At 67.7% G+C, this 21,657-nt stretch carries 18 protein-coding genes; 8 read left to right on the top strand and 10 right to left on the bottom strand.

Annotated features, from left to right (window positions below; all coding sequences use genetic code 11):
* The gene (locus tag ACFK0J_RS39735) at positions 1-558 is read right to left on the bottom strand and encodes a single-stranded DNA-binding protein (protein ID WP_378735057.1); all 558 of its coding nucleotides are present in this window, start codon (positions 556-558) and stop codon (positions 1-3) included.
* Positions 559-645: 87 nt separating this feature from the next.
* Positions 646-933, bottom strand: coding sequence for a 30S ribosomal protein S6 (gene rpsF, locus ACFK0J_RS39730; RefSeq protein ID WP_040740039.1), 288 nt, complete (start codon positions 931-933; stop codon positions 646-648).
* Positions 934-1,102: 169 nt separating this feature from the next.
* Between rpsF and ACFK0J_RS39725 the strand changes: the two genes are divergently transcribed.
* On the top strand, positions 1,103-2,488 hold the full coding sequence (locus ACFK0J_RS39725) for a glycosyltransferase family 87 protein (RefSeq protein ID WP_378735055.1): 1,386 nt from the start codon (positions 1,103-1,105) through the stop codon (positions 2,486-2,488).
* A 192-nt stretch (positions 2,489-2,680) separates the two neighbouring features.
* Positions 2,681-6,103, top strand: coding sequence for a BTAD domain-containing putative transcriptional regulator (locus tag ACFK0J_RS39720; protein ID WP_378735053.1), 3,423 nt, complete (start codon positions 2,681-2,683; stop codon positions 6,101-6,103).
* A gap of 15 nt (positions 6,104-6,118) precedes the next feature.
* Here the strand turns inward: ACFK0J_RS39720 and ACFK0J_RS39715 are convergent, their stop codons facing one another.
* The 4 genes from ACFK0J_RS39715 to ACFK0J_RS39700 form a co-directional block, all read right to left on the bottom strand.
* Positions 6,119-6,838, bottom strand: coding sequence for an alpha/beta fold hydrolase (locus ACFK0J_RS39715; protein ID WP_378735051.1), 720 nt, complete (start codon positions 6,836-6,838; stop codon positions 6,119-6,121).
* Positions 6,839-7,366: 528 nt separating this feature from the next.
* Positions 7,367-7,990 carry a Tellurium resistance gene (locus ACFK0J_RS39710; RefSeq protein ID WP_378735049.1) on the bottom strand — a complete coding sequence of 208 codons (624 nt, stop codon included), beginning with the start codon at positions 7,988-7,990 and terminating at the stop codon, positions 7,367-7,369.
* 92 nt (positions 7,991-8,082) lie between these two features.
* On the bottom strand, positions 8,083-9,180 hold the full coding sequence (locus tag ACFK0J_RS39705) for a DUF475 domain-containing protein (RefSeq protein WP_378735047.1): 1,098 nt from the start codon (positions 9,178-9,180) through the stop codon (positions 8,083-8,085).
* A gap of 211 nt (positions 9,181-9,391) precedes the next feature.
* Positions 9,392-9,967, bottom strand: coding sequence for a TerD family protein (locus ACFK0J_RS39700; protein ID WP_378735045.1), 576 nt, complete (start codon positions 9,965-9,967; stop codon positions 9,392-9,394).
* A gap of 144 nt (positions 9,968-10,111) precedes the next feature.
* Here ACFK0J_RS39700 and ACFK0J_RS39695 point away from each other — a divergent pair, with 144 nt between their 5' ends.
* The 5 genes from ACFK0J_RS39695 to ACFK0J_RS39675 are packed head-to-tail and all read left to right on the top strand — an operon-like array spanning position 10,112 to position 16,895.
* Positions 10,112-11,329: a hypothetical protein gene (locus ACFK0J_RS39695; RefSeq protein WP_378735043.1), complete on the top strand. Its 1,218-nt coding sequence runs from the start codon at positions 10,112-10,114 to the stop codon at positions 11,327-11,329.
* Between the two features lie 13 nt (positions 11,330-11,342).
* Positions 11,343-12,557 (top strand): HpcH/HpaI aldolase/citrate lyase family protein, encoded by a 1,215-nt coding sequence (locus ACFK0J_RS39690; RefSeq protein WP_378735041.1) that lies wholly within the window; start codon positions 11,343-11,345, stop codon positions 12,555-12,557.
* Complete coding sequence (locus ACFK0J_RS39685; protein WP_378735039.1) at positions 12,554-15,052, top strand: phosphoribosyltransferase; 2,499 nt, start codon at positions 12,554-12,556, stop codon at positions 15,050-15,052. The genes ACFK0J_RS39690 and ACFK0J_RS39685 overlap by 4 nt, the downstream gene beginning before the upstream one ends.
* Entirely contained in the window at positions 15,052-15,897 is an 846-nt protein-coding gene (locus ACFK0J_RS39680; RefSeq protein WP_378735037.1) for an HAD family hydrolase, read from the top strand. Before ACFK0J_RS39685 ends, ACFK0J_RS39680 begins: the two co-directional genes overlap by 1 nt.
* Before the next feature lie 11 nt (positions 15,898-15,908).
* The gene (locus tag ACFK0J_RS39675; protein WP_378735035.1) at positions 15,909-16,895 is read left to right on the top strand and encodes an NAD-dependent epimerase/dehydratase family protein; all 987 of its coding nucleotides are present in this window, start codon (positions 15,909-15,911) and stop codon (positions 16,893-16,895) included.
* Here the strand turns inward: ACFK0J_RS39675 and ACFK0J_RS39670 are convergent.
* The 4 genes from ACFK0J_RS39670 to ACFK0J_RS39655 form a co-directional block, all read right to left on the bottom strand.
* Entirely contained in the window at positions 16,892-17,809 is a 918-nt protein-coding gene (locus tag ACFK0J_RS39670; RefSeq protein WP_378735032.1) for an SGNH/GDSL hydrolase family protein, read from the bottom strand. The genes ACFK0J_RS39675 and ACFK0J_RS39670 overlap by 4 nt on opposite strands.
* Before the next feature lie 86 nt (positions 17,810-17,895).
* Positions 17,896-18,660, bottom strand: a complete 765-nt coding sequence (locus ACFK0J_RS39665; protein WP_378735030.1) for an AIM24 family protein — start codon at positions 18,658-18,660, stop codon at positions 17,896-17,898.
* A gap of 2 nt (positions 18,661-18,662) precedes the next feature.
* Positions 18,663-19,391 (bottom strand): AIM24 family protein, encoded by a 729-nt coding sequence (locus ACFK0J_RS39660; protein WP_378735028.1) that lies wholly within the window; start codon positions 19,389-19,391, stop codon positions 18,663-18,665.
* 9 nt (positions 19,392-19,400) lie between these two features.
* Entirely contained in the window at positions 19,401-20,024 is a 624-nt protein-coding gene (locus tag ACFK0J_RS39655) for an AIM24 family protein (RefSeq protein ID WP_378735026.1), read from the bottom strand.
* Between the two features lie 238 nt (positions 20,025-20,262).
* Between ACFK0J_RS39655 and ACFK0J_RS39650 the strand changes: the two genes are divergently transcribed.
* Entirely contained in the window at positions 20,263-21,627 is a 1,365-nt protein-coding gene (locus ACFK0J_RS39650; RefSeq protein WP_378735024.1) for a TerD family protein, read from the top strand.
* The last annotated feature ends 30 nt before the right edge of the window (positions 21,628-21,657 follow it).

The following is a 21,657-nucleotide window of genomic DNA, read 5'->3' as shown; positions in this document are numbered from 1 at the left end:
TCAGAACGGCGGTTCGTCATCCATGCGGCCGCCCCCGAAGGAGCCTGCCGCGGGCGCGCTGCCCCAAGGGTCGTCCTCGGCACCGCCGGAACGGCCACCGCCACCACCGGAGCCGGCCGGGGCAAAGTTGCTGCCGCCGCCGGAGCCACCACTGCCGCCGGACCCGAAGCCTCCGCCGCCGCCACCGCCGCCACGACTGGTCTTGTTGACCTTCGCGGTGGCGTAGCGCAGCGAGGGACCGACCTCATCGACCTCGAGCTCGACGACCGTGCGCTTCTCACCCTCGCGGGTTTCGTAGGAGCGCTGCTTGAGTCGTCCGCTCACGATGACTCGGGAACCCCGGGTCAGGCTTTCGGCGACATTTTCCGCAGCTTCGCGCCAGATATTGCAGCGCAGGAACAGCGCTTCGCCGTCTTTCCATTCGTTCGAATTGCGATCGAACACACGGGGAGTCGATGCGACGGTGAAATTAGCCACCGCCGCTCCCGCGGGCGTGAATCGAAGCTCGGGGTCGGCCGTCAAGTTTCCGATGACGGTGATGACCGTGTCGCCTGCCATGTGGTTCCTCCTGCTCGGGTGCAGTCCGCGTCTCGCTGTTGCGCTAGAGCCTAGAGACAGGCTCCGACGCAATCGAGGGTTGCGGGACTACTTGTCGTGGCGCAGAACCTTGGTGCGCAGCACCGACTCGTTCAGGCCGAGCTGGCGGTCGAGTTCGCTCACGGTCGCGGGCTCCGCGGTCAGATCGACCACCGCGTAGATGCCCTCGGCCTGCTTGGCGATCTCGTAGGCAAGCCTGCGGCGGCCCCAGATATCGACCTTGTCGACCTTGCCGCCATCGGTACGAACCACGTTGAGCATGGTCTCCAACGACGGACCAACGGTGCGCTCATCCAGACTTGGATCGAGAATAACCATCACTTCGTAATGACGCACGGACCAATCACCTCCTGTGGACTAGGAAACGGCCACGGGCTCTCCGTGGCAGGAGGGTCGTCGCGTCAGCAACCCGACAAGGCTACATGACCAGCCGCTGCCATAGAAATCGATCCCGTCGGCGAGGGAACGGGGGCATTGGCCCATCGCGCCGCTTAGTGTGGTCCACATGCCGACCGGACTCGTCGACAGCGACCTGATCGCGCGCCGCGTGACTCGTCGCGTGGCGCTGGTGGCGGTGGTGGTGCTGCTGTGCGGGCTCACCCTCGCGCTGGCGTACGCGAACAAGGCGCGTTGCGCGGGTGCGCCGTTCGCGGCGGACGGCCGCAGTACGGTATTCGATGTCGCCAAGGATTCGGATGTCTGTTATTCCGATATCCAGTTCCTCTGGCTCGGTCGCGAGATCGACCAGCACGTCTTCCCCTACGTCCATGGCGGCATCACCGACAACGGGATGCTGGTCGGCGGTGCGGTCGAATATCCGGTGCTCAGCGGCACTCTGATGTGGCTCGGTGCGCTCGGCGCGGACAACGACGCCGAGTTCCTGCGACACTCCGCGCTGCTGCTGGCGCCGTTCGCGTTGCTGACCGCCTGGATGTTGGCCCGGCTCGCCGGGCGCGCGGCGCTGCTGTGGGCGGCGGGACCGCCGCTGGTGCTCTACGCCTTCCACAATTGGGAACTTCCCGTGGTGTGCACGGCGGTCGCCGCGGTGTACGTGGTCGCCACCTTGACCCGATACTCCTTGCGCACCAGGGGAATGCTGGCCGCGGTGCTGCTCGGTCTCGGGTTCTGTCTCAAGCTGTATCCGGGAATCTTCGTGCTGCCGCTGCTGGCGTACGTGCTCACCGGTGGCGTCGAGCGCGACCGGGACGAGCCGGGTTTCGACGTGCGTGGAGCGCTGCTGACGGCAGCCGCGGCCATCGGCACGGTATTCGCGGTGAACCTGCCGTTCGCGGTGGCCGGGTACGAGGGCTGGCGCGCGTCGATCACCTTCCAGCAGTTGCGCCAGGCCGATATCACCACGAATTCCATTTGGTACTGGGGGCTTCGACCGCTGTTCGGGCCGGATACCGCGAGTGAGGCGTTGTTCCAGCAGATCGTTTCGGTCGCCTCGCCGACGCTGGTGCTGGCCGCGTTCACCCTGGCCATGTGGCTCGGCTGGAAACGGTATATCGCGACGGGCGTGTTCCCGTGGGTCGGGGTGAGCGGCGCGATGCTGTGTGCGTTCCTGCTGTTCCACAAGGTGCATTCGCCGCAGTACACGCTGTGGCTGGTGCCGTTCCTGGTGCTGCTCGAGGTGCCGTGGGCGATGATCGGGGCCTACCTGCTCGCCGACGCCGCCATCGGGATCGGCGTGTTCCGGTATTTCTATTCGCTCGGCTCCGGCAGGCCGGTGGACACGATGGAGAAGATCGTTCAGTTCGGCGTGTGGGGCAGGGCGGTGCTGCTGGTCGCGTTGTTCTTCGTGTTCCTGCGCGCGCTCCCGCGCGGCTTTCGCCGGGTTCCGCCGCCGGTGCCGCGATTCGCTCCGGGTGAGTTGATCCCGGTCGGGTAGCTGCCCGGGGTGTCCGGCGCCACACAACGGTTGCTCGAGGCTTGCCGAATGCCCGCTCGAGTGCCGGTCGCGGCGTCGGCAGCTGCTCGCCCGGTACGGGCCGACCTGCGCCGGTAGCTGCGTGCGTGCTGACTGGACGCTGGTCCGCTTACCCTGATCGAGCTACCGACGCATCGAGGCTGTGGAGAACGGATGGACCAGGCGGACGCGGGCGCGCTCTCGCCCGCTGTGCTGCGGATGACGCTGCTCAACGGGGTAGAAGCGCACCGTGGCGAGCAGATCCTGCCGCTCGGTCCGCCGCAGCGGCGGGCGGTGCTGTGCGTGCTGGCTTTCCGGCGGCGGCAGTGGGTGTCGGCGTCGAGTCTGCTTGCCGCGTTGTACGACGGCGTGCCGCCGGCCAGCGGTGTCGGCGTCATCCAGACCTACGTATCGGCACTGCGCCGGGTGCTCGAGCCGGACCGCAAGCCACGGACGCCGCCCGCGATCCTGCTGTCCGGGCACGGCGGATATCAACTGCGGATCGACGACGAGCAGACCGACCTCGGCGTGTTCGACCGGTTGGTCGGCGACGCGGCCCGCGCGCGCGAAGCGGGTGACCTGGCGTGCGCCGAAGACAACTATGCCCAGGCGCTCGCCCTGTATTCGGGTGAACCACTGGCCGGGCTACCCGGCCCCTTCGCGCAACGCCAGCGTGCGGCGCTGGCCGAGCGACGGCTCGCCGTGCTGGAGGACAGCCTCGATGTCGCGGTGGCGCTCGGTCGTTCCGACGCGGTGATCGACCGCCTGCGCATGCTCACGGCGGAACATCCCCTGCGCGAACGCCCGCGCGCCGTGCTGATGCGCGCGCTGTACTCCCGTGGTCGCCAGTCCGAAGCGCTGGACGTCTACCGCGAAACCCGCAAGCTGTTGATCGATCAGCTGGGCGTCGAACCGGGGGAGGAACTTCGCTCGCTGCACAACCAAATCCTGTCCGGCGAGACGGTGGCACGACCGGTTTCCGGCGCGAGGCCTACGGGTGGGTCGGCGGTTCGTGAGAGCGACATCGCGATGCCGCTCCCGCCGGGTGCCGAACATCGGCTCGCCATGGTGTCGGCACTGTGGCCCGAACCGGTAGACGTGCCGGACTCGGCGGCGCCGCTCGTCTTCGAGCGGGACCAGGAGTTGGCCAGGATCGCGGCGTGGACCCAGCGCGCGATCGCGGGTAACGGTGGGCTGGTGGTGATTTCGGGGCGGCCGGGGTTCGGCAAAACCCAGCTGCTCGACGAGGTGGCGCGACGGGTACCCGGGGCACGGCGGGTGGATCTGCTGCCGCCGTGGGACGGTGCGCCGCCACTCGGTCTGATCGCCGAGCTGACCGACTCCGCCATCTCGGTGCGGGATACCGATGCACAGATAGTGGAAGCGTTGTGCGCCAAGCTGATCGAGGACAGTAAAGGCGGCCCGCTGGTCGTGCTGGTGGACGGCGCGGAGCAGATGGACGAGCGGTCCGCGCGGGTACTGACCGCGGCGGCACCGCGGCTGCGCAGGATGCGCGTGCTCGTCGTGCTGGCGCTGGACGAACGCTCCTGGGAGCCCGCGATTCTCGATTTGCACGCCCGGCTGGAGCCGATCGCCGTCGCGGTACTGCGACCGAGCGGACTCAGCGTCGCGGCCATCGAGGGCTTGTACGAACGACGCACCGGGACCGTCTGTCCGCCGGGACTGGCCGCAGGCATTCAGCGGGCCACGGCCGACATTCCGCTGCTGGCAGGCGCGTTGATCACCGACCTGGCCGCGCTGCGCGACCACGGGCACATACCGGATTACCTGCCCGAAGGCTGCTATTCGCGGTCGATCAGCCGACTGCTCGGACGGTACTCGCCGGGCGGTGTCGCCATGCTGCGTGCGCTCGCGGTGCTGCAGGATGTCGCGCCGACCGGCGAGGTGCTCGCCGCCGTGTGCGCCGAACCGGTGAGCGTGATCCGGCACCGCTGCGAGGTGCTCACCGCCAGTGGGATTTTGGCTTCGGTGTCGCCGCCGGTCTTCCGTCATCCATTGATCGGCAACACGCTTCGCTGGCTCGGCCGCCGCGACGACACGGACCGCATCCGGATCGCCGCCGCCGAGCAAGCCCGCAGCGCCGGATATTCGGCCCGCCAGGTCGCGGCCTACCTGGCCGATCTGGTCGGTGAGCAGTACGCCCGGTGGACGGTGGTGCTGCTGGACGCGGCGGAAGAATGCTTGCGCCACGGCATGATCGCCGAGGCGGTGCGGCAGCTGGCGGCGGCACTGCGGATAACCGCACCGGAAGGTCGCGACGACATCCTGGTCCGCCTCGGCCAACTGGAGTTGTGGACCAATCCGGCCGCGGCCCGCGCACATCTCGACGACGCGCTACGCGGCCAGCGCGATCGCCGTGTCGCGCCGACCGCGCTCATTCCGCTGGCCTGGGCGATGTCCACCCGGTCGCAGGCGGGCGCCGCGATGGCGCTGCTGAACGAGGTACTCGCCGAGACCGAACAGCGAGACCCAGTGGCCGCCAGAGACATCCGGTCCGCCTCCTGGGCCGTCGCCGGGCTGACCTCGGCGACGTGGAACGACTTCATCGCCGCATTGCGCGCCGACGGCCGCACCGACCAGATCACTACAGCGGTACTCACCTGGGACGACGCTTTTCACGTCCGCCGTACCGCTCGCGAGACGCTCGCGCGGTTCCCCGCCGAACCCGATCCGGACCGCGGCTGGGATGCGTTGCCGCAGCCGCTGATCGGGCTGCTCGCGCACCTGTCCATGTGGTCCGGCGACCTCGCACTGGCCAGACAACTCAGTGAACAGCGCAAGGATCATCACTTCGGCACCATCGACGTCTACCGTCTCATCCTGCGCTCGGAAGTGCTGTTGCGTTGCGGTGACTACCGGCGGGTGCTGCGCGAGGTTGCGCCGACGGTGGGGAACCCGGACGACGAGTCCATCCGGCCGCCGGTCGCGCTGGTCGCCCAGTACGCGCATGCCCTGCTCGGACTCGGCCGGTTCGCCGAAGCCGAGCAGTGGCTCGACAGCGTCACCGAGTACGCCGATCCCGAAACCTGGGAGTGGACAGTGGTTATCCACGTCAAGGGCAGGCTTTGTGCCGCCCGCGGCGATTCCCGCCAGGCAGTCGCGCACTTCCTCGACTGCGGTCGCCGCATCGCCGCGGTGGGCATCCGCAATCCGGCCCACATCCCTTGGCGCAGCTCCGCGGCCATGGAACTCGTGCACCTCGGTGAGCGCGAACGGGCCCGCGAGCTCGCCGCCGCGGAACTCGAACTGGCGCAACAGTGGGACACCCCGGGCGCCATGGGAAGGGCCTTGCGCGCAATGGCTTCGGCCGCACCCGGCGGAGTCGACGCGGAATTGCTCGAGCAGGCCGTCGGCTTGCTCCGCCGCTACGACTCGCCGGTCGAACTGATTCCCGCGCTGCTGGAACTCGCGGCGGTCCGGCACGCCAGCGGCGATACCGAGTCCGCTGGCGATCTGCGTTGGGAGGCCCGATCGCATGCCGAAAACATCGGGGCCACAAGCTATCTCGAAATCATCGGCGACTTGCTCGGTGCGGCCGCGGGTATCCCGTCAGCCGGCGGAGCGCCCACCGGGTAACGGGCATCGGGGTGCTCACTGATCGGCGGCGGCCCGGGCGATGAGGTCGGCGATCGCGTCCGGCTGGGTGATCATCGAGGCGTGCCCGGTCGCCAGCGACACGATGTGCTCCTCGGGCGCCACCTGATGCGCCATCTTTGTCTCCAGATCCGGGTGGATCATCGCGTCCAACTCGGAGATCTGGTACCAGGTGTTGTGCCGCAGCGTCTCCCACGCAGGCGTCGCGGAGCCCGAACCGGCAAGGGAGAGAACGGAAGTCGGCTTCTGCGTGGCGGCGAGCAGCGCGGTCTCGCGCGGGTCGGCGTCGGCGGCGAAGTCGGCGTGGTAGCGGTCGCGGGCGATGATCAGATCGGGGGCGTCCTGCGCACCGATGTTCACCAGGTCCGCACCGCTGGGCAGGTCCTGCCCGAATTCCTGGTTGATCTGGAAGGCGGACTGGCCCGCGGTGGGAGCGTAGGCGGCGACGAACACCAGCCCGGTGACGTCGGCGCGGTCCGCGCCTGCTTGGCTGATCACCGCGCCGCCGTAGGAGTGGCCGACCAGGATCGTCGGCCCGGTCAGCGCGTTCAGGTCGCGGGTGACCGCGGCCACGTCGTCGGCGAAGCCGCGCAGCGGCAGCTGGCTGGCCACCACAGTGCCGAAACCCTGGTCGAGCAGGCGCTCGATCACCTTGTTCCAGCTGGACCCGTCGGCCCAGGCGCCGTGCACGAGCAACACATTCGGGGTAGTGGTCATCGGTTTGCCTCCAGTTCACGTCGGATCGCCGAGAAGGCGGGCGATCGATCCCCCACAGCATCGCCAGCCGACTGAACGTGTCCTGAATATCTACCGAACGCCCTGCTCACCCCACCAATCCGCAGCCCCTCCCCCACGCACTTGACCGAGCGCGCACTGCCGCGCGGAACTCGCGGTGCCGCGTCGAATCCGCGGTGCCGCGTCGAATCCGCGGTGCCGCGCCGAATCCGCGGTGCCGCGCCGAACTCGCGGTGCCGCGCCGAATCCGCGGTGCCGCGCCGAATCCGCGGTGCCGCGCCGAACTCGCGGTGCCGCGCCGAATCCGCGGTGCCGCGCCGAACTCGCGGTGCCGCGCCGAATCCGCGGTGCCGCGTCGAATCCGCGGTGCCGCGCCGAATCCGCGGTGCCGCGCCGAATCCGCGGTGCCGCGCCGAACCCGCAGTGCCCCGCCGAACCCGCACACCTTCTACGTGAGCGCGCACCCGCTATACGGGGTGTGCACCTACGACAAAAGGGGTGCACACCCCTTTACTTGCGGGCGCTCTGCCAGTTCATGCCCCAGCGGTAGGCCTCGTCGATTTCTCGCTGGGCACCGTTGATGTAGTGCACTTCTCGGTGCACGGTGATGCCGGAGCCCTGGTTCTGCAGCAGCGCGATGGCGCAGGAGCGGGCACCGTCCACGGGGGAGTCGAGGCGGACCTCGATCTGCGGGCCCGCGGTGGGGAACAGGGTGACCACACCGTCGGCGGCGGCCCAGTTCGGCACGCCCTCATAGATGAAGGCGAAGATCAGAATGCGCCGGAACAGTTCGGGCCGGGCGAGATTGATGTGCATATTCTCACCGCCGGCCGCGGTACCGCTGCGGTCGTCGCCGTCGAGCTTGATGTACGGCTCGGCATCGAGCGCACCGAAGTTGTTGCCGACCGCCTGCACGACACCCTTGTTGCCGTTGGCCAGTTCGTACAGACAGCCGAGGTCGAGATCGACGGGTTTGGCCCGGCGGAAGAAGCCCTTCGAGCCGGTGGACCAGTTCAGGTTGACCCGCATGGTCCCCTGCTGCTCACCGGGTTTGGTGAGGTTGATGCTCGGTGTCGCCTTCGACAGGGTCACCTTGGACAAATTGACCCCACCGGCGTTGCTGTCGATCGCCATCGGCGCGATCCCCTCAGGTGAAAATGGGAGCGGCAGCGGTCCTCCCGAGGGAGTGGCCGCTGCCGCACGAGTTTTCGGCTGCCTGCCGAAAATCAGCCTACCGGGGTCGGCTCTCGTTTGCTGTCCACTTCTTGGTCGTCCTCGCGCCGGTTGCGCAGAACGCTGCTGACGAAGGCCGCGCCGATGAACGCGACACCGACCAGACCGGTGACGAGCTCGTTGACGTGCACACCGATCGAGATGAACAGGATGATCGCCAGCGCGCCGATCGCCCAGTGCGCGCCGTGCTCCAGGTACACGTACTCGGCGAGGGTGCCCCGGCGGACCAGGTACACGGTGATCGACCGGACGAACATGGCGCCGATCAGACCGAGGCCGAGCGCGATGATGATCGGGTCCGAGGTGATGGCGAACGCGCCGATCACGCCGTCGAAGGAGAACGACGCGTCGAGCACTTCCAGGTAGAGGAACAGGAAGAACCCGGCCTTACCAGTGGCCTTGACGAGATCCGATGGCCCACCGACGTGTTCCTCGGTGTGGAACATCGAGCCGAGCCCGTCCACCGCGATGTAGATGATCATGCCGAGCATGCCGGCGAGCAGCACGGTCGCGCGCTCGTCATCGGGCGTGAGCAGTTCGGCGGTGAGGACCAGGCCGATGCCCGCGACGACCACCGAGAGCATGTCGAGCTTGCCGATCCGGGCGAGCGGACGCTCCAGCCAGGACAGCCAGGTGATCTCACGCTCTTCGAAGATGAAGTTGAGGAACAGCATCAGCAGGAACATGCCGCCGAACGCCGCGATCTGCGGATGCGCGTCGGTGAGCAGCGTCTCGTAGCTGGGTTCGCCATTCGGGAAGTACGGGGCGTCGCCCTCGGGCGGGTTGAGCGCCAGATCGAGCGCCCGCACCGGGCTCAGCCCCGCGGTGACCCACACGATGGCCAGCGGGAAGACCAGGCGCATACCGAATACGGCGATCAGCACGCCGATGGTGAGGAAGATCTTCTGCCAGAACTCGCTCATCCGCTGGAGGACTGTCGCGTTGATCACGGCGTTGTCGAAGGAGAGTGACACTTCGAGGATGCCGAGGATCGCGGCCAGCGCCAGGGCGGTCGGCCCCCCGTACAGGAATGCCACGACGAGCGACAGCACCGTCACGATGATTGACATGCCGAAAATGCGCAGGACCACGCGGGGACCTTTCGTTTGCGTCGACCGGACGGCTAACTGTCCGAGCGCTTGTCTGATGAAACCGATTTGGCGCCGCTGATACCAGCGTGGCGGGAGAACCCTCGCTTGTCCAACGACGCTCGGCCCGACGGCGTTCCCGGCGCACCGGTATTGCCTGGGCGCACGACGAGGGGGCCCGTCGCCGGGCCCCCTGCGAACCTCTGGGTGTTCCTTAGACGTTCACGCCGTAGTCACGGGCAATACCGGCAAGACCAGCGGCGTAGCCCTGGCCGATGGCGCGGAACTTCCACTCCGCACCGTTACGGTACAGCTCGCCGAACACCATGGCGGTCTCGGTCGAGGCATCCTCGGTGAGGTCGTAGCGAGCCAGCTCTTCGTTGTTGCTGCGGTCGACGACGCGGATGTAGGCGTTGCGCACCTGACCGAAGGACTGCTGCCGGGTCTCGGCATCGTAGATCGAGACCGGGAAGAAGATGCTCTCGATGGTCGGCGGGGTGTTGGCCAGGTCCACGTTGATGACCTCGTCGTCGCCCTCACCTTCGCCGGTCTTGTTGTCACCGGCGTGCTCGATGGCGCCTTCCGGCGACTTCAGGTTGTTGAAGAACACGAAGTGCTGGTCGGAAAGCACTTTCTTGTCCGCGCCGGTCGCGATGGCGCTGGCGTCGAGGTCGAAGTCGGTACCGGTGGTGGTCCGCACATCCCACCCTAGGCCGACCGCGACGGCGGTCAGGTTAGGCGCCGCCTTGGTCAGCGAGACATTGCCGCCCTTGGACAAACTGACACCCATGCGGGATTCCCTTTCAATAGAGGTCATTGGTTCCCAGCATGTCCGAATCGCCGGGTACGCCTTACGACAGTAGTAGGTTTCCGCGAACTTGCGTAGGAACCCGCAGAACCCTCGGTGAACACGGGAGATCTCTAAGATCGGGGCGTGGTAGGTCGTAGGCGCGGATGGTTCCGGTCATCGGGGAACAACCAGTGGATCGAACAGGCGAGGCAGTCGCTGGCGTCCGCGTTCCTCGATATGGACAGTCGGCAGAGCGCGGCCGAAGCGGCGGTGCACGCGGCCGAGCAGGTGTTCCCGGACCGGCGGATGGCGGCGGCCTGGGAGCCGGTGCGCAGCCGGTGCTACGACGCGGCGGCTGCGTATGTGACGATGACCGAGCAGCTCGAGCAGGCCGAACGCGACGGGACAGCATTGCCACAGGGCCCGCAGCAGGCCGAAACGGTGACCAGGCAACTGACCGAGGCGGCCCGTGCTGTCGACGAGTTCTACCGCGGCAATCAGGCGCAACTGGAGAACGCGGTCGCCGTCCTCGGCACCGTGCCGCAACTGGCCGAGCAGGTGAAGATCGCCGCGGCCCGGGTGCGTGGTGAGGCGGCGACATCCGAGTACGCGAACTACCCCTCGGTGCGCGAACACGCCGCGGCGGTGGATGAGGCGCTGCTCACAGTGGAAGCCGCTGGTTCCGGCGCGTCGCCCGCGATGGTGCGCGATGCCGCGAACCGGCTGGAGGCGGCGACTAAAAGACTGGCGGATGCGTTGGCGCAGGCGCCATCCCGGGCCGGCGCCGCGAAGACCGCCATCGCCTCGGTGACCACCCGGCTCGCCGCGGCACGGACAAAGGCCGAGGGGCTCGCGCCGGCCTACTCGGCGTTGCTGCGCGAGTTCAGCGCTGCGAGTTCGGCGGATCTGACCGACAATGACCGGGAAAGCCAGCGAGCCATCGACGCCGCGGATGCCGCCCTGACCCGGGCGCGTGCGGCAGCGGCGGAGAACGACCCGGAGACTGCACTTGAGCTGACCACATCCGCCCGCGGGTATCTCACCGAAGCCGAGCAGCTGGTCGAGGCCGTCACCAAACGGCTCACCCTGTTGCGTGAAGTCCGGTCCGACCCGCAAGGCAAGGCCAAGGCCGTACGATTTCGGCTGCGGGACGCGCAAATGCTCGCGGTGAGTCGCGGGCTCGTCACCGAATGGGGGTCTGTGCTCGACGCGCAGGCCGCACGGATCGACCGAATCAGCGAAACACTGACGGGGCGGCACCCCGACTACTGGGCCTATGTGACGGAGCTGGACACCATCACCGCCTTCATAGCCGGGGTAGTGGATCGAATGAGAAAACAATCAGGACCACGACGAGAATGAGGGTGGGATAACGATGACCGCAGGCATCGCCGTCCAGCGGGAGGTTTCCCTGCGGAAGCGAATGCCGCTGCGCCATTTCCGGCAGCTGCACGGTCCGGAGGCACGGGATCTTTTCCACCGCGAGCCGGAGCCGTTCGGCGACGATTACACCGATCGAGAACTGTTGGCGGTCGGCCTGGGTGCGACGTTGTACGCCCCGGCGACCCGACCGGATCTCGCCCAGACCATCAGCAAACGCGCCGAGCGCGGGGTGTGCTCGATGGTGATCGATCTCGAGGACGCGGTCGCCGACGACGAGGTCGAGCTGGCCAAGCGGCAGACGGTGGCGGCGCTGAACCTGCTGGCGGTCGACGGGGATTCGAATCCGCTGCTGTTCGTCCGGGTCCGGGACGCGGACACGATCACCGAGATCGTCGAGCAGTTGGGGGCCGGTGCGGCGGTGTTGACCGGGTTCGTCTTCCCCAAGTTCGACAGCACGACCGGGCCGAAATATCTGGACGCGTTGAGCGCCGCGGTGCAGCGGCTCGGCCGGCCCATCTACGGGATGCCGGTGCTCGAATCGGCGGGCCTGGTGCACCGGCAGACCCGGGATCAGGAACTGACGCAGATCGCGGAGCTGCTGGCCGAGCATCGGGACCGGGTGCTCGCGGTGCGGGTCGGGGCCACCGACATGTGCTCGACCTTCGGCATCCGGCGGGACCGGGATCTGACCATCTACGACGTGCGGGTGGTCGCCGATGTCATCGCCGACATCGTGAACTACCTCGGCCGCGCGGACGGGACCGGGTTCGTGATCACCGGACCGGTCTGGGAGTACTTCGCCGATCACGAGCGGATGTTCCGGCCGTTACTGCGCACCGCGCCGTTCGAGGAATCCGACGCGGTGCCCTTCCGGCAGTACCTGGTCAGTCGGGACCTGGACGGGTTGTTGCGGGAGATCACCCTGGACCGGGCCAATGGGATCCAGGGCAAAACGGTGATCCATCCGTCGCATGTGGCGGCGGTACACGCGCTGTCGGTGGTGACGCACGAGGAGTACTCGGATGCGTTGGATATTTTGCAGGTCGATGTCGGTGGCGTCGCGGCGTCCGGATATCGGAACAAGATGAATGAGATGCGCCCGCACCGCAGTTGGGCGCGGCAGACGTTGTTGCGGGCGCGGGTGTTCGGTGTGGCCAATAAGGGAGTTTCGTTCGTGGATTTGCTGACAGCGTTGGTCACTGTATGAGTGCGCTCGAATTATTGGGAATTCCTTGGGCGACAAAAACTCTCGGTCTTCGATTGGAACACGCGGAGTCCTACGGCACGGTGGATGGTCGGCGGGTCAGCGCGCTGCCCGCGGAGCTGGCGATCGCGGAGTTGATCCAGCCGGGCCTGCGGCGTAATCCGCGGCGCGCGCATCTGTTGGTCTCCACGGTGCTCGGTAAGCATCTGCCGACCGACCCCCGGGTCGTGCTGGACGGCGGGAACCGGCTCGGTGACCTGGTGCGGGACGTGCTCGGTGACCGCGAAGCGCTCGTCCTGGGCTTCGCCGAAACCGCCACGGGGTTAGGACATTGCGTGGCGGCCCGGATCGGCGCGGTGGGCTACCTGCATTCGACTAGACGGGACGTCGCCGAGGCGGAAACCCTCACCGGCTTCGAGGAGGGGCATTCGCACGCCACCTCGCATCAGCTGCAACCCATGCCCGCCGATATCTTCGTCAACGATCTCCCGCTGGTGCTGGTCGACGACGAAATCTCCACCGGCGCCACCGCGCTCGACGCGATCCGGGCATTGCACGCGTTCTCGCCGCGCTCGCAGTACGTCCTGGCTTCGCTCGTGGATATGCGGGTCGAGGCGGATCGCATCGCCTTCGACAAGGCGGCGGCCGAGATCGGCGTCAGCATCGACACCGTCTGTTTGGCCTCGGGACAGACCGTGCTGCCGGATGGACTGGTCGATGCGGTCGCGCGCTTGCCCGAACCCGAGCTGAATCCGGTTGCCGCGCAGCGTGGTTCGTTCGCTCGCGTGGAATTGCCCTGGCCCGCTTGGGTGCCGGAAGGCGGCAGGCACGGCATTCTGCGCTCGGATATCACCGCATTCGACGCGGCCGTCGCCGCCGCCGACGACGTACTGCGGGCGCGGCTGGAGCTGGACTTTCCCGGTAGGCCCGTCATCGTGCTCGCCCACGAGGAACTGATGTATCTGCCGCTGCGGCTGGCGGCGGGGTTGGCCGAGTCCGGTACGCCTACCCGCTACCAGACCACCACGCGGTCACCGGCGTATGTGCTGGATGAGCCCGGGTATCCGTTGCGTCGTGGATTCTGTTTCACCGCACCGGAAACCGGGCAGGACCAACCGCGCTATCTCTACAACGCGCACTGGGCGGCGGAATTCTCCGGCGCTGCCGAGCAAACGGATCCGGCCGACGCGATGGGCGATCCGGTGCTGGTCGTCGTCATCGATCCACCGGCCGACACCGAGGAACTTGTCGCGGCGGGTGGGCTCGTCGATGTGCTGACAGCCTCGGGTTCGGATGTGCTGGTGGCGGTTCTGCCCGGCGCCGATCCCCGGACGCTACACGCTGAGCGCAGCGCAACCGCCCGGTCGCTGCCCGCGCCACTGCACGGCCCCGAGTTCGGTTCGTATGCGGCCGAGGAGGTTTCCTGGCTGCTCAAGGACCTGTCCGACGTCGACCTCGAGGCCGATGTGGCCGACCGAGAGCGTCGGATCCAGTCCGGCGCCGCGCACTACGCGGAGTCGCTGCCGATCGAGTATCAACCGGACGCCGCCTACCGTTCGCTGTTCGACGAGGTGCTCGCAGACAGTGCCGAGCGGCTGGCGCTCGCCGTGGCGACTGTCGCGGAACTTGTTGTGGTGGAACGTGGCAACGACATCGTGTTGGTGTCACTGGCGCGGGCCGGAACGCCGATCGGGATTCTCATGCGCCGGTGGTTGCGGTCCGAGCGTGCCGCCGGGCTGCCGAGTCTCGACGTGCCGCACTACGCGGTGTCGATCGTGCGTGACCGGGGTATCGATGCCATAGCGCTGGATTATCTCGCGCAGCACCATGATCCGTCCTCGATCGTGTTCGTGGACGGCTGGACCGGCAAGGGCGCGATCACTCGGGAGCTCACCGAGGCGCTCGACGCGTATCACGCGGCGGGCGGTGCCCGGTTCAACGGCGAGCTGGCAGTGCTCGCCGACCCCGGGCATTGTGTCCGCACCTATGGCACGCGCGACGACTTCCTCATCGCCTCGGCTTGCCTGAATTCCACTGTGTCCGGCTTGGTTTCCCGCACGGTGCTGAACGACAGGCTGATCGGACCAGGCGAGTTCCACGGCGCCAAGTACTATCGCGAGCTGGTCGGCGACGATGTCTCGCTGCGCCTGCTCGACACGGTGAGTGCCGCCTTCGATGCCGTCCGCGCTCGGGTGCCCGCGGAGGTCGCCGCGGTTCGAGCCAGCGATCGCACGCCCACCTGGACCGGCTGGGCCTCCGTCGAGCAGGTGCGTGCCGAATACGGCATCGCCACAGTGAATTTCGTGAAGCCCGGCGTCGGCGAGACCACCCGGGTGCTGTTGCGGCGGCTGCCGTGGTTGGTGCTGGTCCGGGAGTCCGACGCACCCGAACACGCGCACATTCGCATGCTCGCCGCGGCCCGCGGTGTGCCGGTCGAGGTCGTGCCCGACCTGGCCTACTCGTGTATGGGATTGATCAAGGACGTGCAGCAGCAGTGATGGAGCTCCGAAGACCCCGAAGACAGACGCTGATCGCCACCGACCTGGACCGAACAATGATCTACTCGCGCAACGCCTTCAGCGCGAACTCCGACGTGCCGACCGTCTGCGTGGAACATCTCGAGGGCGCGCCGCTGTCGTTCATGACGACGGCCGCGGCCCTGCGCATGCAGTCGCTCACCGAGCCCGCCGCCGTCATCCCGACCACCACTCGGACCATCAAGCAGTTCGCGCGCATCCAACTGCCCGGGGCCCCCTGGCGTTACGCCATCACCAGCAACGGCGGCAACATCCTCGTCGACGGCGTCCCCGATCTGCGCTGGCGCATCGACATCGACGCCAAGGTCCGCGCGGGTGGCGCGACCCTGTCCGAGGTCACCGCCGAACTCCGCACCCGGATAGCCGATTCGTGGGTCACCAAATTCCGCGAGGCCGACGACCTCTTCTGCTACCTGGTCGTCCGCCCCAAGGAAGTCCCCGACGGCTTCCTGGCCGAATGGGATGCCTGGTGCCGTGCGCGCGGCTGGTCCGCTTCCCAGCAGGGCCGCAAGATCTATTCGATGCCCGATGTCGTCTGCAAGAGCCACGCCGTGGCCGAGGTCCGCCGCCGCCTCCTCGAATCCGGCGAACTCGACACCGAGGCAAGGACTTTCGCGGCCGGTGACGGTGCTCTCGACGCCGAGATGCTGCGCGCCGCCGACTACGCCATCCGCCCACGGCACGGCGAACTGGAACACCTGAACTGGACCCACCCCAACCTCACCATCACTCGCGCCACCGGCATTCTCGCGGGCGAGGAAATCATCAACTGGTTCATCAAGGGCTCACCGCAGCCCGCTGACTAGGACCTTCGACGGTGCTGGGGCGTTCGACGCTACAGCTGACCGCCGACGCCGGTCGTCTGCCGGTGACCGACAATGCTCGGGTGCGGGTACTGGTGACAGGGGCGAACGGATATCTCGGCGGCGCTGTTGCCGAGCTGCTGCGGTCCCGTGGTCATGACGTGGTCGGACTGGTGCATCGGGAGCTGTCGCAAGTTCCGGCGGGGCTGCCGGTTCGGTCCGCCGATCTGCTCGACACCGACGCGCTGATGGCGGCGGTCCAGGACAGGGAGGTGGTGTGCCACCTGGCCGGGCTCACCCGCGTTCGCGAATCCTTCGCCGATCCGCTGCGCTTCTTCGACGTCAATGTCGGCGGCACGGTCTCGCTGCTACGGGCGATGGCCGAGGCCCAGGTGCGCAGCCTGGTCTTCGCGTCCACCGCGTCGATTTACGGCACGCCGGAACGGCAGCCGATGTCGGAGGACCTGCCGGACAATCCGCCACATCCGTACGCGGCAAGCAAACATGCCGCCGAATCGGTGATCACCGCACAGGCCGCTACCGGGCACCTGGGTGCTGTCATCCTGCGGCTGTTCAACATCGCGGGCGGCGCCGACCCGGACCCGACCCGGATCGTGCCCCGCATCCTCGCCGTAGCGGCAGGCGACAGCCCTCGTCTGGTGATCAACGGTGACGGCACCGTCGTCCGCGACTACGTCCACGTCGATGACGCCGCAACAGCTTTCGCGGCGGCGATGACGCAGCTGCCCGACCCGGGCGCGTGCCGCCGATACAACATCGGCAGCGAAAGCGGCACCAGCGTCGTTGAACTCGTGGCCGCGGCCGCCCGTATGACCGGTCGTCGCATCCCGGTCGAGCATCGCCCAGCAGCACCGGAGCCGCCACAGCTGGTCAGCGACAGCGGCCGCGCCCACCGCGAATTGCAGTGGAAAGCCACAACTTCCGAGATCGACACGATCCTCCGCGATGGATGGGCGGCCCGGGCCGACAGCGCAGGCTAGTCCGTGATGCGGGTAGCGATCTGCTGTGCGACGGCGGTCATTCCGTCGCGGGTCGGGTGGTAGGAACCCATGACGGCGGTGATGTCCGGCTTGCTGGTGAAGGGGGTGGTGAAACCGGTGACCCAGGAGTCCGGGGCGCACGCGGTGTGCGTCTGGTCGGGTACCTGGATGACGTCCGCGCCTGCCGACCGGGCCGCACGGGCGGTCGCGGCGAGCAGTCCGTCGTAACCGGCGCGCGCGGCTGTCGCCTGCTGCGGCTGGAGTGGGACCGCGGCGCAGGTCGTCGCTTCGCGGTCGAGCACAGGCAGGTAGTCGACGAAGAGCACGCGGGCCTCGGGGGCCTTCGCGCGCACCGCATCGGCGATACGCACCAGGGATTGCTCGACGCGACCGTAGTCGGTGTCGATCGACGGTGCGGCGACACCGCCACCGCCCAGCGCGCACACGCCGGTTACCGCGTCGGCGGCCGGTGTGGGCAGCGAAAAGGCTTGGGCGGCCGAGTTTCCGCAACTCTGGGCGATCATCGTGCCGACCAGCCGCAGATCGTTGCCGCCGATGGTGACGGTAACAAGGCGGGTATCAACGGTCACGGCATCGAGCTGAACGGGTACCGAACGGCCGTCGTGAAGTCGCTGCGGGGTGTCGAGGATGTTCGAGGTGGTTGCGCCCGAGCAGGTGACGTCGACGAGCGAGAGCCCGGCGGCCGCCGCGAGCTGATGTGGATAGTTCTGCGCGGAGCGCGCACATCCGGCGTCGATGACCGGCGCGATCCCCGGACCGGCGGCGTAAGAGCTGCCCAGCGCGACGTACTCCGCACCGGGTTGCGCTGCGGCCACAGCGGAACCAAGACCGGCGACAGTTGCCGCGGCGGCCACGATTACCAAGGGGCGGAACAGCTTCCAACGATGTGCCACGATATCGGACCACCTTCCAGAACGCTGGCTGGCTCTAGCGGAAAGTAGCACGAATCGGAGTGCGTATTTCCGCTTGGTAGCGACACTCAGTAGCCCTGCTGTCCGCCCAACTGCTGGGCGATGACTCCCTGGAGGCGCTGCAGACCGCTCGGCGTGATTCCGCTCTGGATCTGGCCCTCGATGGTGCGTACCAGCATGGCGTCGCTGAGCACCTTCTCGCTGGATTGGATCAGCACCGTGCCCGCGCCGGTGAAGTCGAATTGCCGTTCCTCGCCGGAGTTGACGCCGAACCGGGCGGCCCCCGCGGCGAGGAAGTTGCTGACCCAGCGCTGGTCGTAGTGATGGCTGGGGGAGGGACAGTCGGCCCAGCCGACCAGGGCTTCCGGGTCCACCCGCAGCGGCGGCTCGGCGAACATGACCGGGCCATTGGAGGAGGCGAGGAACTTACCGGTGCCGATCAGGGTGAGGAAGCCGGGCACGATGGACTGGTTCAACGACAGACCCGGCTCGAACGCGAGCAGGTTGGCGGCCCGGATGGTGAGGTTGCCATTGTCTTCGAGGTCATAGGAATTGATGTCGTAGCCGCGGTCGCCGATGATCAGCTTTCCATGGCCCTCGGCCACGACGTAGTCGCCGGTGAACAGCGGCGCCGAGAACTGTTGCGCGACCATGTGCAGCAGCCCGCCCTGCAAACCGTGGGTGAGCAACTGGAACCGCATGTCGCCGTAGTAGGCGATCATCGCGCCCTTGCGCATGAACCATGGCTTGTTCAGGTCGATGCAGTACGCGTAGCTGTTCCCCGGGAGATTATCGCTCGCACCGAGATTCATCGGATTCAGGATCTGCGTCATGGTCACAACTTCTCTTCCGAGGCCTGCACGTACACGACACCCTGTCCGACACAATGCAATTGCATGGCCTCACCGGCACCGCGGCCCACCGCGTCGCGCCAGCTGATCGCCGTCTTCAGCTCGGTCTGCACATTGCCGTACGCGGCGACGAATGCTTGCGGATCGACCACGATCTGCCCGGGGGTCTGGGGGTGTCCCCCAGGTGAACTCTGCGGGCCGCCCACTTGCAGTTCCAGGAAACCGCCGTGCGCGAGCAGCACTGCTGATCCCTGCCCGGACAGTTGCGTGGTGAACATCCCCTGACCGGTCAGCGCACCGGTCGCGGCACCGCGTAGCGCCCCAATCAGGCCGCCGCCGCCCCCGCCGCCGCCCGAACTCATCACCGAGACAATGGAACTCTGCAAGCCCGCGGTGTTGGCGAGCAGCCGCGACGCCTCCACCCGCAACGTCGCCCCCGGCTGCAGCTGGACCACATGGACCTCGAGCCCCGCGAATCCGTAATGCACTTCGCCGGTGCCCTGAGCCAGCATGGTGCGCTCGTGCTCACCGGCCATCATCCGGCCCGCCATCCGCATCAGCCCGCCGCCACCCATGCCCTGTCCGCCCGGAATCTGGTGCGGCGCAAAGGAAACGTCACCGGTGTAGAACAGCATCGCGCCGGTACGCGCGACAACGCCGCCCGCCATGCCGACATTGACCTTGACGACCTTGCCGTTGACCTTCTCGAACATCCGCTCGCCTTACCGTTCCGCCGGCTGGATCAACACCACGCCCTGACCGTCCCAGCGCAGCGAGAACGCCTCGCCCGCATCCTGGCCGACGACTGTCCGCCAGGAGACGTCGGTGACGAAGGACTGATCGAGATTGCCGCGCGCCGCGACGAACGCGTCCGGGTCGACCACCAGCGGATACTGCGGCGCCACCTCGAGGTGGATCAGCGGCCCGCCCGCCGACAGCAGCGCGACCTGCCCCTGCCCGGTCACCGTGGTGGTGAACAGGCCCGCACCGGACGACGCGCCGCGCAGACCGGCGAACCGCACGTCGGTGCGCAGATTTCCGGCGAACGCGAGCAGCTGCTGCGACTCCACCTGCAGCGTCTCGTTGTTCAGGTTGACGACGGTCACGTGCTGGCCGTTGACCGCGAAGAAGACCCGGCCGTTGCCGGAGCATTCCATCAGCGAAAGCTTCTCGCCGGTGGCACGGCGTTTGAGTCCGGCGAGCACGCCGTCGCCGCCGCCGAAACCGGCCGCCTTGAACTGGACATTGCCTTCGTAGGCGATCATCGAGCCGGAGATCGCGCGCAGGCTCGTCCCGGCGAGATGAGCCTCGATCACCTTCGTCGATTGTTCGAACAGTTGCGCCATGAGGTGTTTTTGCCTGCTGTCTTGTTCGGGAACATGGACAATCACCACATTCCAACTGCGTGTCGACACAGTAACGGCGCGGCTGGACGGAGTCCATCCGCGGCCCGCGCATGGCCAAAGCGAAGGCGCAGGTACGCATCAACCGATGCCCGTGGAAGTGTCGGGGTTTACCTGAGCCGCTGTCCGCGCGTTTCTCGTAGAGTGGCATTCGAACGCACCGACAAGCGAAGGGTCTAACTTGTCCGCAACACTCGCCAAGGGCCAAAACGGTCCGCTGGCCACGAACGACGTGGTGGTCTCCATCCAGCTCACGGCGCCGGCGGATCTGTCCGCACTATTGGTCACCGAGCAGGGCAAGGTCCGCTCCGACGCGGACTTCGTCTTCTTCAACCAGCCGAGCGGGCCCGGGGTCAACCTGCAGCCCGCGCCCGCGGGCCAGCCCGCGTCGCTGGCGGTGTCGTTGAACTCGGTGCCGCCGGATATCGCGCAGATTCGCGCGGTGATCACGCTGGACGACCCGAACAGCAATTTCGGCCGGTTCCCCGCGCCCACCGCGATCGTGTCGGACGCGGCGGGTAATCGGTTGTACGAGTACCAGATCGAGGGCTTGAACGCCGAGTCGATCGTCATCGCGCTCGAGCTCTACCGCCGCCAGGGCAGCTGGAAAGTGCGTGCCGTCGGGCAGGGGTACGCGGGTGGTTTCGCCGCACTGGTCACCGACCACGGTGTGACGGTCGACGATTCGTCGGCCCAGTCCGCTCAGCCCGCGCCGCAGGCCGCGCCACCACCGCCGGCCTACCCGACGCAGCCGCCGCCCGCTCAGCCGCAGAGCTACCCGCCGCCGGCCGCGCCCGCGTACCCGGCCCAGCAGGGCGCCCCGGCCGGTGGTTTCCCGCCGCCCGGACCCGGCTACCCGCCGCCGCCCGGCCCCGGCGGCTACCCGCCGCCCGGACCCGGCTATCCACCGGCCGGACAACCGGTTCCGCCGCAGCCGCCCGCCGAGGTCAGCCTGAGCAAGGACCGCCCGGTCAGCCTGGTCAAGGGCCAGCGGGTCACCCTGCGCAAGGAGGGCGGCGCCGCGCTGACCTTCGTCAAGATGGGTCTCGGCTGGGACCCGGTGAAGAACCGCGGCATGTTCGGCAACCGCACTGTCGATGTGGACCTGGACGCGTCGGTCGTCATGTTCGCCGACACGAATCCGGTGGACGTCGCCTACTACGGCCAGCTGACCTCGAAGGACGGCTCGATCCGGCACCAGGGCGACAACCTGACCGGTGAGGGCGAGGGCGACGACGAGGTGATCCTGGTCGACCTCACCCGCATCCCCGCGCATGTGAGCACGCTGGTTTTCATCGTGACCTCCTACAAGGGCCACACCTTCGAGCAGGTGCAGAACGCGTTCTGCCGCTTGGTCGACGGCACCAACAACGCCGAGCTGGCCAGGTACACGCTGGCGGGCGGCATGCCGTTCACCGCGCTGGCGATGGCCAAGGTGTTCCGGATGGGCAACGATTGGAAGATGCAGGCGCTCGGCGAAGGCTTCCCGGCCAAGCACCCCGGTGAGGCTGTGCCCCATCTCGGCCGGTTTTTGCAGCACGGCTGATCGGGGCGGCGCGGACAAGCAAGGCAACTG

It is taken from the genome of Nocardia brasiliensis, from assembly GCF_042691675.1.
Taxonomy (GTDB): domain Bacteria; phylum Actinomycetota; class Actinomycetes; order Mycobacteriales; family Mycobacteriaceae; genus Nocardia; species Nocardia brasiliensis_D.
This window is presented reverse-complemented; position numbering and strand designations above follow the sequence as displayed.